17 protein-coding genes and 1 pseudogene are annotated in these 15123 nt (G+C 70.2%); 8 read left to right on the top strand and 10 right to left on the bottom strand.

Annotated features, from left to right (window positions below):
• Positions 1-424 precede the first annotated feature (424 nt).
• Complete coding sequence (locus tag ACGFML_RS29020) at positions 425-1429, bottom strand: alpha/beta fold hydrolase (RefSeq protein WP_393548557.1); 1005 nt, start codon at positions 1427-1429, stop codon at positions 425-427.
• Positions 1430-1739: 310 nt separating this feature from the next.
• Here ACGFML_RS29020 and ACGFML_RS29025 point away from each other — a divergent pair, with 310 nt between their 5' ends.
• Positions 1740-2357 carry a TetR/AcrR family transcriptional regulator gene (locus ACGFML_RS29025; protein ID WP_393548558.1) on the top strand — a complete coding sequence of 206 codons (618 nt, stop codon included), beginning with the start codon at positions 1740-1742 and terminating at the stop codon, positions 2355-2357.
• A 293-nt stretch (positions 2358-2650) separates the two neighbouring features.
• Here ACGFML_RS29025 and ACGFML_RS29030 read toward each other — a convergent pair whose 3' ends face one another.
• Complete coding sequence (locus ACGFML_RS29030; protein ID WP_393548559.1) at positions 2651-3148, bottom strand: FBP domain-containing protein; 498 nt, start codon at positions 3146-3148, stop codon at positions 2651-2653.
• A gap of 190 nt (positions 3149-3338) precedes the next feature.
• Positions 3339-3902 carry a CGNR zinc finger domain-containing protein gene (locus tag ACGFML_RS29035; RefSeq protein WP_393548560.1) on the bottom strand — a complete coding sequence of 188 codons (564 nt, stop codon included), beginning with the start codon at positions 3900-3902 and terminating at the stop codon, positions 3339-3341.
• Positions 3903-3993: 91 nt separating this feature from the next.
• Here ACGFML_RS29035 and ACGFML_RS29040 point away from each other — a divergent pair, with 91 nt between their 5' ends.
• Positions 3994-4827, top strand: a complete 834-nt coding sequence (locus tag ACGFML_RS29040; protein ID WP_393548561.1) for an alpha/beta fold hydrolase — start codon at positions 3994-3996, stop codon at positions 4825-4827.
• A gap of 117 nt (positions 4828-4944) precedes the next feature.
• On the opposite strand, the gene ACGFML_RS29045 is transcribed toward ACGFML_RS29040, so the two are convergent.
• Complete coding sequence (locus tag ACGFML_RS29045) at positions 4945-5628, bottom strand: hypothetical protein (protein ID WP_393548562.1); 684 nt, start codon at positions 5626-5628, stop codon at positions 4945-4947.
• 535 nt (positions 5629-6163) lie between these two features.
• Here ACGFML_RS29045 and ACGFML_RS29050 point away from each other — a divergent pair.
• Complete coding sequence (locus ACGFML_RS29050) at positions 6164-7228, top strand: NAD(+)/NADH kinase (protein WP_393548563.1); 1065 nt, start codon at positions 6164-6166, stop codon at positions 7226-7228.
• Positions 7229-7246: 18 nt separating this feature from the next.
• On the opposite strand, the gene ACGFML_RS29055 is transcribed toward ACGFML_RS29050, so the two are convergent.
• Complete coding sequence (locus ACGFML_RS29055; protein WP_393548652.1) at positions 7247-7762, bottom strand: GNAT family N-acetyltransferase; 516 nt, start codon at positions 7760-7762, stop codon at positions 7247-7249.
• A gap of 737 nt (positions 7763-8499) precedes the next feature.
• Here ACGFML_RS29055 and ACGFML_RS29060 point away from each other — a divergent pair.
• Positions 8500-8694, top strand: coding sequence for a S1 RNA-binding domain-containing protein (locus ACGFML_RS29060; protein WP_393548564.1), 195 nt, complete (start codon positions 8500-8502; stop codon positions 8692-8694).
• Between the two features lie 827 nt (positions 8695-9521).
• On the opposite strand, the gene ACGFML_RS29065 is transcribed toward ACGFML_RS29060, so the two are convergent.
• The 3 genes from ACGFML_RS29065 to ACGFML_RS29075 all read right to left on the bottom strand — a co-directional run bounded on the left by ACGFML_RS29065 (position 9522) and on the right by ACGFML_RS29075 (position 10622).
• The gene (locus tag ACGFML_RS29065; RefSeq protein ID WP_393548565.1) at positions 9522-9974 is read right to left on the bottom strand and encodes a hypothetical protein; all 453 of its coding nucleotides are present in this window, start codon (positions 9972-9974) and stop codon (positions 9522-9524) included.
• 211 nt (positions 9975-10185) lie between these two features.
• Entirely contained in the window at positions 10186-10452 is a 267-nt protein-coding gene (locus ACGFML_RS29070) for a DUF4190 domain-containing protein (protein WP_393548566.1), read from the bottom strand.
• On the bottom strand, positions 10449-10622 hold the full coding sequence (locus tag ACGFML_RS29075) for a hypothetical protein (RefSeq protein ID WP_393548567.1): 174 nt from the start codon (positions 10620-10622) through the stop codon (positions 10449-10451). The genes ACGFML_RS29070 and ACGFML_RS29075 overlap by 4 nt, the downstream gene beginning before the upstream one ends.
• On the opposite strand from ACGFML_RS29075, the gene ACGFML_RS29080 reads away from it, so the two are divergent.
• From ACGFML_RS29080 to ACGFML_RS29095, 4 genes are all read left to right on the top strand, one after another.
• A complete protein-coding gene (locus ACGFML_RS29080; RefSeq protein WP_393548568.1) occupies positions 10621-10803 on the top strand; it encodes a hypothetical protein in 183 nt (60 codons plus the stop codon). The two genes, ACGFML_RS29075 and ACGFML_RS29080, sit on opposite strands and share 2 nt — an antisense overlap.
• Before the next feature lie 365 nt (positions 10804-11168).
• A complete protein-coding gene (locus ACGFML_RS29085) occupies positions 11169-11762 on the top strand; it encodes an NAD(P)H-dependent oxidoreductase (protein ID WP_393548569.1) in 594 nt (197 codons plus the stop codon).
• Between the two features lie 183 nt (positions 11763-11945).
• Complete coding sequence (locus tag ACGFML_RS29090) at positions 11946-12398, top strand: sterol carrier protein domain-containing protein (RefSeq protein ID WP_393548570.1); 453 nt, start codon at positions 11946-11948, stop codon at positions 12396-12398.
• Between the two features lie 18 nt (positions 12399-12416).
• Positions 12417-12782: a hypothetical protein gene (locus ACGFML_RS29095; protein WP_393548571.1), complete on the top strand. Its 366-nt coding sequence runs from the start codon at positions 12417-12419 to the stop codon at positions 12780-12782.
• A 52-nt stretch (positions 12783-12834) separates the two neighbouring features.
• Here the strand turns inward: ACGFML_RS29095 and ACGFML_RS29100 are convergent, their stop codons facing one another.
• Positions 12835-13281, bottom strand: a complete 447-nt coding sequence (locus ACGFML_RS29100; protein ID WP_393548572.1) for a hypothetical protein — start codon at positions 13279-13281, stop codon at positions 12835-12837.
• Positions 13282-13630: 349 nt separating this feature from the next.
• Positions 13631-14862, bottom strand: a pseudogene (locus ACGFML_RS29105) (cytochrome P450).
• Positions 14863-15123 lie beyond the last annotated feature (261 nt).

Raw genomic sequence — 15123 nt, forward strand, 5'->3', positions numbered from 1 at the left:
AGATGCCTCACCACACACGGACACCTGCGGCTCGTACACCCTGGCGGCCGGGAGAGCCGTCTGCTGCATGTTCTGAACGGGCTGAACGGGCTGAACGGGCTGAACGGGCTGAACGCGCTGAACAGGGCGCCCCTGCCATGCGGGAGGGGCGCCTTCGCGTTCCGGCGGATCAGGACGAACGGCGGGTCGCCAGACGCGCGGAGCTGCGCGGCGCTCGCCTTCCAGGGGGTGCCAACCCGCTCGCCCTGGTGGAAGTAGCAGTCCCGACTTCTCCGGCCGCCACTGACGCCGTGGGGTTCGGCATGCTCGCCGACCGGCCGATGGTGTCGTCGCGGGGTCGCGGGGTCGCGGGGTCGCGGGGTCGCGGGGTCGCGGGGTCGCGGGGTCGCGGGGTCGCAGGGTCGCAGGGTCCCACGGACACCGGTCACCCGGAACTCCGGTGCATTCCAGGGGTGTCGGTGGTGTGGGCTTCGGGTGCCGACTGCGCGTCCAGGTATGGAGCCAGGAAGGCCGTCAGTGCGGAGAGCGTTGCCTCGGGTGCTTCCTCGGCGGGGTAGTGGCCGCAGTCGGGCAGGATCACGCTCTGTACGTCGTCGGCGGCGAGTCGCATTGTGGTCCCGACCAGTTCGCCCGTGGACTGTGCTCCGGCGATGGTCAGGACCGGAAGCGTCAGTCGGCGCTCGGCGCGCTGCTCGTTCTGCTCGATCGTCACGTCCAGTGCGCGGTAGAACTCGAAGCTGGACCGCAGGGCCTCGGGGCTGGCAGAAAGAGCCCCGACGTAGAGGTCCACGGCATGGTCCGGCAGGGCGGTCGGGCTCGCCGCCTTCGAGGCGAACTGATGCGAGAAGAAGAGGTGTTCACGCCCTCTGACCAGTTGCTCGTTGATGCCGTCGAGCCGGTTGAAGCCGAAGTGCCAGAGTCGGGTGTTCGCGTCTCGGCTCCCGACCAGCGGCGGGTACGGGGACAGGCCCGGGATGGCCGCCTCGGCGACGGCCAGACGGGCGAGCCGGTCCGGATGGTCCGCAGCCAGGGCGTAGCCGGTCCACATGCCGATGTCGTGGCCGACCATGGCGAAGCGCCGGTGTCCCAGCGCGTCCATCAGGGCCACCAGATCACTTGCGAGGGTGCCGGTGTCGTAGCCGTCGCGGGGTTTGTCCGAGAGCCCCACGCCACGTGGATCGACGGCGACGACCTGGTAGTTGGTCGCCAGCGCCGGCATGACAAGGCGCCATGCGTACCAGGTCTGGGGCCACCCCGCTACCAGCAGCAGCGGAGGCCCGTCGCCGCCGGTGACCGCGTGCAGACGCAGTTCACCGGTGTCGACGTAACGACTGGTGAAGATGTCGGCGAACCCTGGTGGCAGGTGGGGTGCCCCGGAGGTCGAGCCGGGGCCCTCGGGTGAGGCCGGGCCACCCGGCGGCGCGCTCATGTGGGTCGGTCTCCGGGAGGCGCTCGTGCGGGCGGTGCGGGTGGTCGGGGGCATGTGGGTTCTCGATTCTTGGGAGGCGCGCGGGGGTTCCGCCGTCGGTCGGTGTGTCCGGGCGGGGAGTCGATGAGGGGGCGGCGGCGTCCGGGCGGTGGCGGGTCCCCGTGCTGACGGAAGGGCGTCTGTCGAGCGGCGCGTGGCCCACGCTAGCACCATGTTGGATCGCTCAGTCCAACATCATCAGTTATTTTGACTGATCGGTCCAGGAAGGCGTTAGCATCGTTGAGGCACACACGGCACGGAGAGGTGCGTCATGGCAGGCCGAAAGCAGTTCGACGTCGACGAAGCCCTGTGGCAGTCGATGCGGGTCTTCTGGCAGCGCGGATACGCGGACACCTCGCTCGACCTGCTCGGCTCCGCCACCGGCCTCGGCCGCGGGTCGCTCTACGGGACCTTCGGCGGCAAGGACTCACTGTTCCGGATGTGCCTGGACCGTTACGTATCGACGTACGGCGGTCGGTACGAGCGGTCGATGGCGGCCCACCCGGAGGACCCGGCCCGTGCGATCGAGGCATTCTTCGACGTCACCCTGGATCGCCTCGCGGACCCGTTGGTACCCGACGGATGTCTCCTGGCGCAGGCGGCCACCCAGTCGGCGACACTGAACGCGGAAAGTCGAAGCCATGTGGAGGCGTTGCTCGGCAAGCAACGGGATCGCGTGCGTGCCGGCCTCTCGATCCCCGGCGTCGACGGACCGGAACTGGACGATCTCGCCCTGTACGTCGTCGCGGTCAACCAGTCGCTGGCCGTGTTGAGTCGCGCCGGCATGCCGCTCGCCGGGCTACGTGCCGTCGTCCGGATCGCCTGCACCACGGTGGCGGACTCTCTGGGGCGGGCGAAGGGCGCCCCCTCGGCCGCCGGTAGGACGTAGGGCGTAGGCGTAGTAGGGCGTGCGGATTCGCCCTGTGAGGCAACCTGGCGAGGGGGAGTCTCGGCGCCGTGGTGCATTGCGGGCGCCGATCGGGTGCTCCGCTCCGACGATCGGTGGGACGGTGACGGGGGTGTTCCCCGCGCTGTCAGCGGAGCCAGAGGCCGCGGTCGCCTCGTGCACCCGTCTCCGGTTGACGTGGCTCCGGGCGCGCTGCCGGCCGTTCCGCCGAGCGCCAGGCCGTCGCCCAGCGCTTCGGAGCGGTCCGGCCGGTGGCGGAAGGCGGAGGTCCGAGGTCAGGCGGCGAGGACCTGGTCCACGAACTGATTCACGTTGGTGAGCGTGCGGGTGATGCGTTCTTCCAGGGTGAGCGACTCCTCGTACCGCAGGAGGCCGGAGTGCTTCTTGCCGCGGAGATAGAGGGAGCAGGCCAGATCGGCGCAGAAGTACGCCCCGACGGTATTGCCCTGGCGTCCGGAGGCGCCGGCTTTGGGCGCGGCGAGAAGGCAGACACCCGACCCCGGGTGGCCGGTCGTGCACATCGTGCACGCGGTGGTCTTGGTGAAGCTCCGGGCGATGCGCCGAGGGGTGCGCAGTGTGACCCCGACGAGTTCACCCTCGCGTTCCGTCACCACATAGCCGCGATCGGGCGCCCCAGGGTCGCGCCACCCCAGAAAGTCCAGGTCGGCCCAGGGGAGATCCGGCAGGTCCCGCGGCACGCTGAGCCTGAGCGCCTCGCCCTTGGAGCAGTTCACAAACGAGGCGCGTATCGCCTTTTCACCGATGGGTTCCATGGCTCGGGAAGCTAACACGCTCAAATGCCGCACGTCGCGGGAATATTCGCGCCGCCGGAACGGGCGCCGTGATGCGGCGTCGGCACAGGTCTTTCCCGTCGTCCCCGTCATCCTTCCTGCGCTCTGCCCGGCCCCATCCGACCAGGTGCGACCTGCCCAGGCGCAACCTGACCGGGCGCTCGGCGCATCCCTACGGGGCTCCGGTGCCGCTGCGGGTCCGCCGGGCGCGGTAGTTGGCGACGTTACGGCGATTGCCGCACACCTCCGGCATGCAGTAGCGACGCCTGCCGGCCTTGCTGGTGTCGACGAACACGCCCTGGCACCCCTCGGCCGTGCAGTGCCGGAACCGGTCATGGCTCAGGGTTCGCACGGTGCCCAACAGGCCGACGCCCATAAGGACGGCCAGTTCGTCCGCGAGGGGGGCGTCCGGCCGCGCCGCAACGAACCACTGCCATCGCCCTTCGTCGTCACGGAACAGAGACGGTCCGGTGCCCGCTCGGGAGACCAACGCGGCTGCGGCGTCCACTACATCCTGCTCGTCCGTCGTCTCAAGGACGGCGTGAACCTCCTGACGCAGTGTGTGCACCTGCTCGAGATCCCGTTGCGTCGGCCGACGTTCGTCGGCCAGGGCGTCCGGATGCAGATCGTGGTCTGTCAGAAACGCTGCCAGCGCGGCCGGGTCGGGCAGCACGTCACCGGCGCTGCGTACACGAGGGGAGGTGTTGACGAGGTCGGTGGCGACCCCAGCCCCCAATGCGTAATCGGAAAAGTTGAATTTCACGCCTTACTCCAGCTAGGGTAACGGTACAAAGTCGATTTTACCCCTTAGCGTGGGAGTGGGTGTCATGGCTGCTCAGGCCGCTGCGGCGTGGAAACTGAACCAGTACGTCACTGTCTCTGGAGGAGAGGTCGCCACGGGCGTCTTCGGCCAAGGCCCACCGGTGGTACTCGTCCACGGCACGCCCGCATGGTCCTTCCTGTGGCGGGACGTGGTTCCTCTCCTCGCGCGCGAACACACCGTGCACGTATGGGACTTGCTCGGCTTCGGTGATTCTCGCACCGCCCCGGGCTGCGCTCCCTCGATCGCCCAGCAGGCCCGCACGCTGGCGGAGCTGACCGAGCACTGGGGCCTGGAGGAGCCCGCTCTGGTCGGCCACGACATCGGTGGCGGGGTCGTGGCACGAGCACATCTCGTCGAGCGTGTACCGGCCCACCGGCTCGTGCTGCTCGATGCCGCCCTTCTCGGCCCGTGGAACACCCCGTTCACGGAACACCAGCAACGTCACGCGGACGTCTATCGCACCATGCCGACGGACATCTTCGGCGACGTCATCGCCGCTCGCTTTCGCACAGCCACCCACCAGCCCATGTCCCAGGAGGCGGCCGACGGCTATCTCGCCCCGTGGGCAGGCCCCGAGGGACAGCAGCGGTGGATCGATCAGGTTGCCGCCGTCCGTCACGAAGACACCCGCGAGGCCGTGGCCCGCCTCGGCGAGATCACTGCCCCCACCCTGGTCCTGTGGGGTGAACGCGACGAGTGGCTCGACCCCGCCACCAGTGACCGCATCGCCGCCGCCATCCCCGGTGCCGTCCAGGAGACCGTCCCGGGGGCGGGCCACTTCGCTCCCGAGGACAACCCCCGCGGCGTCGCGGAGGCGCTGCTGAGGTTCCTCGCCTGACTGATCGCTTCAGGCGCTTCAGGTGTCTCCTTGTCGTGCGGTCAGCCGTTGTGGGCCGCGGCGGGCGCCCCGGCCGCGATCCCGACCACACGGCCCCCGCCGGTGACCACTACCGCATCAGCCGTCCTGGCCCATGACGCGGTAGCCCACCTTGCCGTCCTGCTCCTCGCCGTCGCGTTCCTCGTCGTCTCCGTCGAGCGTCACGCTGCCGTACTTCCCGTCGGCCACCCACTCGACCTTCACGGTGAACCGGACATCCTTGCTGCCCGGGCTGAGCCGGAGGTTCAGCTGCTGGGGGTTCTCGGCGGTAACGGTGAACGGAAAGGCCGTGGCCTGGTGGCCACCGGCTTTGCCGACAGCCGGTACGACGGGTGACGGGACACGGGTGAGATCGACATCGAAGGCACGGCCCTTGAGGGCGGCCGGGCAGCCCTTCGGCTCGGCCACCGCCCCGCCCGTCGGGGGCGGTTCGCTGGACACAACGGAGACCTCGACGCCGATGACCATGATGGCCTCGTCCGTCTTGGCCTGCAGCGTGATGGGGAGGCTGGCGGGTCTGCCCGGCGCGGCGACGGGGACGCCTCGCTTGCACTCCGTAGCGGGATCCGTCGCCGCCTTCGGGTCGAGGTACAGGTGCTCGCCTCCGACCGTCCGGGAGGCGAAGGCGGTGAGTCCGGGTGGGCCGCTGATGGCGCTCCAGGCCCATTCCCACAACCCCTGCACGGCCCAGAAGCCGACAGCGCCGATGAGCGGCAGCAGGACCAGCGTCACCCAGTGCGTACGGTCTCGCAGCGGTGACATCGAAGAGCGCGCCGACTCCGGATCCTCCGCAGTCGCCCGCGGAGGGGACGGATCCCCGTCCCGATCCCTTTCTGGTGAAGTGCGCTCCTCGACATCGTTCCCCTGCGATGTGGTCTCGTCCGCCGGCACAGCTACCCCCGATACCAGAACGGCGCCGGACGAACTGGGGCAGTGGCTGACGGGACCCCACCAACCGTTCGCCGGAGGCCAGTTGTCCAGGACTGGGACGGCCCCGGATCTCGGACTCAGTCCATCATGCGCCGCGGCCGCTGTCATGACTGCAGTGGGTCGGTCACGACCGAGACGCGATTCGCCGTCCGCAGTCAGGCCACGAACGGCGTCCCGTCGGCCGTCGCCGCGGCCACTCCTTCGGCGTACCGGCACCACACGCGGAGCCCACAACGGGCCGTGTAACGCCCGGCGCCGTCGGCGCGTGGTGCACGGTGGTGCCCAAGAAGGCCGGACGGTGGTGTTCCGGCCCGCGCGACAGGCGTGCGGCTTCATCGCGGAGGCATCCGAGAGGAGAGGACACAGCGTGAGTGTGCAACGGGTGGGCATCGTCGTCCACGAGGGGAGACCCACCGCCGTGAGGGCCGCCGACGTCGTGCGGGGGTGGTGTGCCCGGCAGGGTGTCGGCTGCACCGCCATCGACGTATGGAACCAGGACGAGCAGCGGCGGGACGCACGGGAGGAGGTCGACGCGGCCGGTGACCCCGACCTCATCGTCACGCTCGGCGGCGACGGTACGTTCCTGCGCGGGGCGCGGCTGGCGGCGCAGAACGACGCGCTGGTCCTCGGCGTCGACCTGGGCACCCTCGGTTTTCTGACCGAGGTCCCGGCCGACGACGTCGAGCACGCCCTGGACGTCATCCATCACGGGCGGGCGGGCGTCGAGACCCGGATGATGCTGACGATGCGCGCATCCCGGCCCCTGGAGCTCCCCGAGGGGATGGAAGCCCTCCTGCGCTACGGCCGAGGCCCCGCGCTCCCGTCACCACTGGTGCGCCCGGAGTGCGCCGTCGCCCTCGACTGGGGTGTGGCGCTCAACGTGACCGCGCTCAACGACATCGTCCTGGAGAAACTGGCCCGCGACCGGCAGGTCTCCATCGGCGTGTATCTGTCCGGCAGGCTCCTCGCCTCCTACGCCGCCGACGCCGTCCTGGTGGCCACGCCCACCGGTTCCACCGCCTACAGCTTCGCTGCCGGCGGCCCCGTCATCTCTCCGTCCGCCGACGCCATCGTCTTCACTCCCGTCGCACCGCACATGACCTTCAACCGCTCGGTGGTGGCCGCCCCCGACGAGGCCGTCGCCCTCCGCGTCCTGGAAGGCTCCGGCCGCGCGGCGGTGAGTGTCGACGGCCAGCTTCGTGGCGTCCTGGATCCGGGCGACTGGATCGGCGTCTACGCGGCCCCACGGCGTCTGCGGGTGGCCCGGCTCGAACCGAAGGACTTCTACGGCAGGCTGCGCGAGCGCATGCGGCTGACCGACGCCCCCGCGGCCGCCGGCGCCGACCTCGCTCCGCTGTGGCCCCGTACCAGCCCCGTTCCCGACGACCTCGCACACCTGCACCTTCCGCCGCTGCCCGCAGGGGCCGACTGAGGATCCGGCCCTGGCGCCCTAGATCCCGAAGGGTGCCGCGTAGCGGACGGTGCCCGTGGGCAGTGGGTGGGCGGCATCCAGAGTCATGGCCATCAGGGCCTCGTCCGGGACGTCGACGGTCAGGCCGATGCCCTGGGCGGAGGCACGGGTGAAGCCGAAGCGCGGGTAGTACGCCGGGTGTCCGAGGACGGTGACGTAGTGCTCGCCCATGTCCTTGGCTGCCGTGAGCGCGGCTCGGACGGCGGCCGAGCCGGCGCCGCTCTTCTGCCGGCCGGGCCGCACGGAGACGGGGGCCAGGCACAGCGCCGGGGTGTCGTCGATGTGGCAGCGGGTCAGCAGGGCGTGGCCGATGAGGTTGCCGTGCTCGTCGGTGGAGACGAGGGACAGGCCCCCGATCCAGGAGGGGTCGGCGCGGAGGGCGTCGACGAGGTCGGCCTCGGCCGAGGTGTCGAACGCGGCGCGGACGATGTCGCGGATGGTGGGGATGTCGGCGCCGGTTTCGACGCGGGTGAACCACTGGTGGTGTGTCTGCATCACAGGGCGGAGATCCGTTTCATGGCGGTGTTCGTGCCGGAGCCACGTCGCGGGCCACGCTCTCGGCGAGGCGGGCACTGGGGTCAGGCCGTGGCGACTTGATCAACTCTGCTCATAGGTAAGGAAACTGAAGGATAGGGGGGCGAGTCGGCCGAGCGGAACCTCCCGTGTGTCAGGGCCGTACGACCCGAGCGGGCCGAAGGAGCCGGTGCGTCGTGGCCCCGCCGTACCGTACGACTCCCGGGAAGGCGTCACGACTCCCGGGAAGGCGTCGCGCCGCGGCCCTGGCGGTCGAGCTCGGTGCGGTGCTCCTGGGGGAGCGCTCCATCGGGAACGGTTGTCGCTGGTACCGCCTGACCACCGCGAGTGAGGTCGAGGCCGTGCGCGGGGACCTGAGGCCTCGGGCGCGGCGGGTGGTGTGGCCGGACCTGGGCGGGAACATCGATGCGGTCCGGGCCGGCATCCTGGACCGAGAGCATCGTGAATGCCGGTCGAGCAGAGCGCCGGGACAGGGTTCCGCAGGGTTCGAGTCGCGGAGTCGTGGATGGGCCGGGACAATGGGTCGGCAATGGGTCGGCGCTGGTGGTGTGCGGCGGGCCAGGTCGGCGAGCTGCGTTGATTCCGCTGGAGTCGACCGCCCGTCACCCTCTGCTGGACGCGGTGCCGCCGGATGTCGACGGCGTGCCACAGGCGCGATGACGCACGCACCGCACCGGAACCGATGAGTCACCGGGCGGGTGCCGTTCGGTGTGTTCGGCCGTGTCGCCCGAGGCGTCGAGGGTCTGATCCCTCGCGCGGAGCGCTCCGGTGCCGACGGCGGGAGTGCCGAGGATGCGCTCGAGGTCGGGGAAGGAGTCCATGTGACCCTCCTCGACGTGGATCTGGGGCGCCGTCGCATCGGCCTCTCCCTCATGAAACCCCCGCAGTGCTGAGGGCGCCACCGGGGCGACGCCTCGCTTGCGGTTGTGCGCGCTCGTGAAGGGGATGCCGAGGTGGCGTCCGGATCAGGCGTCGCGCTGCGAGGCGGATCCGCGTGGGACGCGGGTCCGCCTCGCAATGAGGGCTTACGCCATCAGTCAGTAGCGACCGTGACGACGCCGGTTGTGCCGACGACCGTGCCTCCGACGCCGCCAGCCGCCATAGCCTCTGTCGCAGTCCCAGTCACGCCGGCGCCTGCGAGGGAAAACTATCCGGAAGCTCATGATTGCCTCCCTGGATCCGTTCCTTGTCGACGAGCCCGATTAGGCTGCGTCAACTCCCAAGCTACGACGCCGATCTGTCTCCCACAAGCAAAAATGCATGAAATTTCAGACAAAGCGGAAATATCACCCACAGTGTCAGATTGTATCGATGCGTCACCATCCGGGTGTGAGCCTTGAATCGCCCCCTGACCGGTGCGCCGGACGGCGTTCCGGTGGGAGCGTGCGAGGACGCCGGCGTTCGCGGCCCACGCGCGGCGGAGGTCGCACCGGGGCGGCCGGCCGGGTGTGGGACGGCCCGGCGGGCACTGTGTCCCGCACGGGCCGCGTGATGCGCCGTTCGACGCCGGTTGCCCGGCGGCGACAGGTGGCGGCTTGCCCGTCGGCGACATGCGGCAGCCACCTCGGTGACCAGCGTCCCGCTGTCCGGATCCGGCGCACCTCGTCGAGATCCGGCTCACCTCATCGAGGCCGATCCCCAACTCTCGCAGAGCGCCGGTCGGTTCGCTACGGGCGGTGATCCCGGTCCCGTACAGCCGGTAGCCGCCTTCCGACCGACGTCATCGGCCCGTGAAGCGGCCGAGGGCCGTCATCGCGATCAGCAACGCCGCCAGTACACCCAGGCCGATGCCGCCCGCCCTGGCGGCGTGGCGGGACAGGAAAATGCCGAAGATCGTTCCCAGCGTGGTGAGCGGCACCGCGTAGCGCGCGATGTCGGTGAGCACCTCGCCGAAGGGGAGCGGACCGCGAATACCGTCCTGGCACGTATCGCAGGCGAGGGCCATCAGCGGTCCTGTCGTTCCCGTCAGGACCCCGGCCGCCAGTACGGCCATGGCCAGGACGAGTTGCCATGTCCAGTCGGCGGCGGTGCGGCGGTTCGTGACCCGCTTCCGAGCTGGGGTCGGAACCTGGGCCGGGCTCCCGTCAGGACCGGGCGGCTGGTGCCTGCCGGGGTCGGCGCCAGGGTCAGGGTCCGGGGCGGCGGGGTCGGAAACGGTGCCGGGGTTCTCCATACGGTGGACTCTACGAACCGCACCGCCGTCTCGTACCGCCTTCGTCCCCCGAACCGCCAAGTGTGGTGCCTCCGGCCCGGAGCGGGCGCACGGCGCCAGCAGCGCCTGTACTGTGCCCGGTTGGCGCTCCCATCGGCGGCCCGCCGGGCCGCCGAGGCGGCGGCCGGGCGCATCGGGCGGGGAACCGCCACCGGCCCTCCGACCCGGGTCGTCAGATGTGCCAGCTGACCGTTCCGCTCACCGACGACAGAACGATGAGCAGTACGACGTCGAGGACGCCGAAGACCAGCCCCAGCCAGGCCCGCAGGCGCCGGATTGTTCCGCGGCTCAGAGCCAGGACGCTCAAGACCACCGCGCACGGACCGAGGAACGCATTGAAGACCAGCGCTCCCAACAGGCCGCAGACGAACGAGGCCACGGCCATCCGGTCGGCCTGCGGATGCGGGCCGGTCTTCAGCGGGATCAAGGTGGAGGTCATCGAGGGGCTCCCTTCGTCGTGGTCGCCGACTTACGCCGCTCGCGTACGAAGAACACCGCCAGCCAGGTCGTGATGGCGATTCCGGCGACGACGGTGAGCGGCACCGGGACATGACCCGCAGTACCCAACAGCACACCGAAGAGGAAAAGGGCTACAACAAGGAAGAGCATGGTGGCCTTTCCCTACGAGGCCGGCTGGCCGAACCGCGCAACCGGCCTGGACGGACACCTGCCGCTCCATTGCGGCGGCTTGCATCACCCCTCGTACCCCAACGGCGCGGGTGTATGGGACGGCGCCGCGCTGGACGAAGCGGCTGTCGGTCACCTGCGCGTGCTGGAGGGGCGCATGTAGGGGCACGGTCAACGCCCCCGTAGGCAGGGGCGCTCAGCAGAGCGCGACACCCCCGAGCGCTCCCATTCGCCGCCGCAGCACGGGCATTCAGGGGAACGCCCACGGACACTCAGGGGAACGCCCACGGGTGTTCAGGGGAACGTCCCGACGGACTCAGAGCCGGCTCTTCCCCTTACCCTCCCCTTCCCTCCTTCCATGAGCCCGGTGGCGGCGCGGCAGGCCCGGGCAATGCAGAGGTCGGGCTTCCCGCGCGGCGCCGCACCGGAGATGATGATCAGGCGGGGGAGGGGCAGCCGTCCCACTCCCCTTGATCTGGAATCTCGACATCTTTCAGCGTCAGTGCGGTACCAACAGGGGGACGAACAATGCGCATCGGGGTCTATCTCGCACACCCGCGGCAGGGCAGTTTCAACCATGCCGTGTTCGCCGCGGTGGCGGACGAACTGCGTGACCGAGGGTGCGAGGTGCTCGCCCACGACCTCTGCGCCGAGCGATTCGACCCCATGCTGTCCGCCGAGGAGACGGAGACGGTCCGATCGGCCGCCTTCACCGATGACGCACAGGTGGCGCAGCACCGGGCGGAGGTGGCCACCCTCGACGCCTTGGTGTTCGTGCATCCGAACTGGTGGGGCATGCCGCCCGCCGTCCTCACCGGGTGGGTGCAGCGCGTACTCGTGCCCGGCGTCGCGTACAAACTGGACACCGCCGAAGGAGAGCCCGCAGGGCTGCTGAAGGCGGGCCGGGCTCTCGTCCTGAACACCTCCGATACCTCCGCCGACCGTGAGGCGAACGAGTTCGGGGACCCGCTGCAGCGCATCTGGTCGTCATGTGTGTTGCCGTACACGGGAGTTGACGACTTCCGCCGGGTCGTCTTCCGCACGGTCACCGACTCGACCGAAGAGGCGCGGGCGGCCTGGCTGCGCCAGGCACGTAGGGAAGCCGCCGCCCTGCTGGCCTGACGCCGCACCACCGGCCGGCCCGATACGGAACCCCGGACCAAGCAGGCCGGGCAGGGCCGGCCGCTTGCCGATGCGCCAGGGCCCTCAGCCGATCAGGCCATCGGCTCCCGGCCCGTACCGGCCGCTCACCCACGGCGAAAAACCTGATCGCCCGACGGCTCGAACCCCGCTGTACAGACGCGGGTGACAGATGCGTATCCTCTCCGCCCCATCACCACCGACGAATTCGAGGTATGGGCAGAAGGGGTCCTCGACGTCGAGGACCCCTTCTGCCCATGGAACACCGGACGCCACCGGTTGCGGGCCGACGGCGACCTGGTCACCTGCGACCGCACCACAGCCCCCGCCGACCTGCACGTCTCCGTATCGGCACTGGGTGCCGCCTTCCTGGGCGGCACGACGCCGGCGTCCCTGGCAGCAGCGGGCAGCTCCGGGAACTGCGACCGGGCGCGCTGGCCCGCGGCACGACGGCCTTCCGCGGCGATCGGGAACCCGTCTACCCCGGCGGTTGGGCCTTTCCCCTCTACTGAGGTTTCCCCCTCTACTGAGGATTCCGCTCCACTGAGACCGGAGCGCACCCGTGCGCGGCTGCGCGACGTCGCGGGGATGCGCATGGTGGCAAAATGGTCGGCATGACGATCAGCCGAAGGGCCGATGCCGCGTAGACGGCCCGGCCGCGTCCGTACCGAGCTACCGCGCCGGCGCCGGATGCACGACGACATCACGATGATCCCGGGGCTGTCCGCGGCAGCCCTCGCCGAAGTCCGGCGGATCGAGCACCGCAAGAAGTACCTGTGGCCCGGCGCGATCGGGCAGGCCATGGTGCGCTGGCGAAGCTTCGTCCACCAGCCGAACCGACGACTGTGGGAGTACGACGAGAGCGGGGGCTGCACGGAGTGGGCCTGTTGTGGCGATCCGTGGCAGGCCCGCGACCACCTCGAAGCGGTGCTGCCGGCGATGTCCCGACGCCGGGCGCGCGAGCTGCGGAGCCTCGTCGAAGCGCTCGACAGACGCTATTGAGCGGGCCCGCCGACTCGCGGCGCCACGTGCACGATGCCCCCGGCGCCAGCCGCTACTGCGACGTGCGCTTCCGCCGGAAAGCGAGGGAACAGGGCCCATGGAAGGCGCAGGCAATCGCCTCCTCCGCGTCGAAGGGGTACGACTCGATCAGCGGCAGGGCCCGGCGCAGCGCCTCGACACCTGGCAGGCTCAGCGGAAACGTGAATTCGGCGGGGCGGTGTTCGGCGCACCAATGCCCGTGTGCCTCCTGCGCGTAGGCAAAGATCACCGTGATGGCATCTCCGGAGTCCGGGCTGATCAGGAGGGGGTAGGCGCCGACGTAGTCGCGGCCGCCCGCGGAGTCCTCCAGAACCCAGTCCGTTCGGGTGCGGCTCCAGTCGGCCCCTCGGGGCACGAAGAGATCGGGGGCCCACCGGTCACGCGCCGCGAGCAGCTCATTGAGAGCTGCCTGGGCCTTCGACAGTGCGGGGGGTGGCACGAGCGAGAGGGGTTTGGTCATGCGCAGGAGTGTGGAGCCTGGGGGCGGCTGAGGGAGGCCGACACTCCGCATCCGCAGACGCCGTGTCCGATCCGTCATGCCGTGTTCGGAACAGCCCTTCCCGCCCCCACCCCGGCGACCGCCGAGTTGCCCCGATACTCGCCAAATGCGAGCGATTCACGGGGAGTTCGAGATCGAGACGCTGAGCGAAGCCACCTGTCGTCCCACACGGTCTTCCCACCCGGTGGCGGCGGGTTCCCGTCGGACGCCGAGCGTCGTGGGTGACAGCGGCCTCGTCGGTCTTCCCGCGGGCGACCGCTGACGGTACGAGATCCCGGACGACGCCGGCCCGGGATCCCTGCACCCGCCCTCACCCCAGCAGCACCGGCAGATCGAACAGCTCGTTCTGCGTGACCACAGGCTTGTTGCGCAGTTCGGATCGGGGAACCGCCAGGCGCAGCCCAGGAAAGCGGGCGTAGAGGGCGGGCAGGGCCACGGCGGCCTCCATACGGGAGAGGGCGGCGCCGGGGCAGACATGGGGGCCGTGCCCGAAGGCCAGGTGGCGGTTGGGGGAGCGGGTGATGTCGAAGGCGTTCGCGGAGGAACCGTGTGCCTGTTCATCGCGACCGATGGCTGCGTGCGAGACGATCACGGCTTCGCCCTTGGCGAGCACCTTGTCGCCCACTGGAACGTCCTCCGAGGCGAACCGGATCAGCACATGCGAGGTGGGCGACGACCAGCGCAGCGTCTCCTCGATCACCGCGTCCCAGCCGGCCTTCCCCGCCTGGACGAGTGCGAGTTGCTCGGGGTGGCCGGAGAGGTTGACGACCGCGTTGACGATGAGCGAGATCGTGGTCTCGTGACCTGCGGCGATCATGACCCCGATGGTGCTGAGGATCTCGTCGTCGGTCAGTCTGTCGCCGTCTTCGGAGGCATGGATGAGGGCGCTGGTGAGGTCGTCGGCGGGTGTCAGGCGACGCGCCTCGATGATCCGGAGCGTCATCCCGCGTAGCTCGGCCAGTGTGGCGCCGACCTCCTCGGGCGGCGTCTGGGTGGAGAAGAACTTCTCGAAGAGGACCTTCAGCCGGGGATGGTCGGCCCGGGCCACACCCAGCAGATCGCTGATGACCCGCATCGGCAGCGGGTAGGCGAACGCCGCCTTGAGATCCACCACTTCCCCGGGTGTGCGGCGGCCGAGGTCCTCGAGCAGGTCCTCGGTCAGCTCCATGACGCGCGGCCGCATCTCGTCGACGCGCCGCGGTGTGAGGGCCTGGGCGACCAGGGTGCGCAGCCGGCGGTGGTCCTCGCCGTCCACAGTGAGCTGGAGCGGCCGGGATTCACCAGCCCGATCAGGGGCCAGTCCTCGGGAATGTCGCCGCGCTGCCACGCGGTCCACAAGGAGATGTCCTTCACCACCCGCCGGTCGGTCATCAGAGCGCGGGCCTCTGCATGGTGAGTGACGGCCCAGACGGGGACGCCGCCCGGCAGTTCCACGGCGGCCAAGGGGCCTTCGGCCCGTAACCGGGCGGTTTCCGCCTCCAGGTCGCTGACGAAGGGGTCGAGTGCGATGCGGCCGGTGCTGGTGTTGATGGTGGTGGTCATCAGGACGGTCTCCAGAATAGTGAAGTCGGTCGCAGACAGGATGGTGAAGTCGGTCACAGGGAAGGGTAGTTGGGCCGCGCCGCGCAGCCACGGTGGCGGCGGGGCGTCATGGCCGAGGGCGGTACGAGCGGTCCGACCCGCCCGAGTGTTCCGGGGGCAGGGGCCGCGGGGCCGTTCCAAGGGCGGGGGTGGCCCGGACGGGCGGCCCGCCGCCCGCTCACCGAGTCGCTTACTGCCCGACCACTCGCCCTATCGGGGGAC

It is taken from the genome of Streptomyces sp. NPDC048650 (assembly GCF_043199095.1).
In the GTDB taxonomy this organism is placed as follows: domain Bacteria; phylum Actinomycetota; class Actinomycetes; order Streptomycetales; family Streptomycetaceae; genus Streptomyces.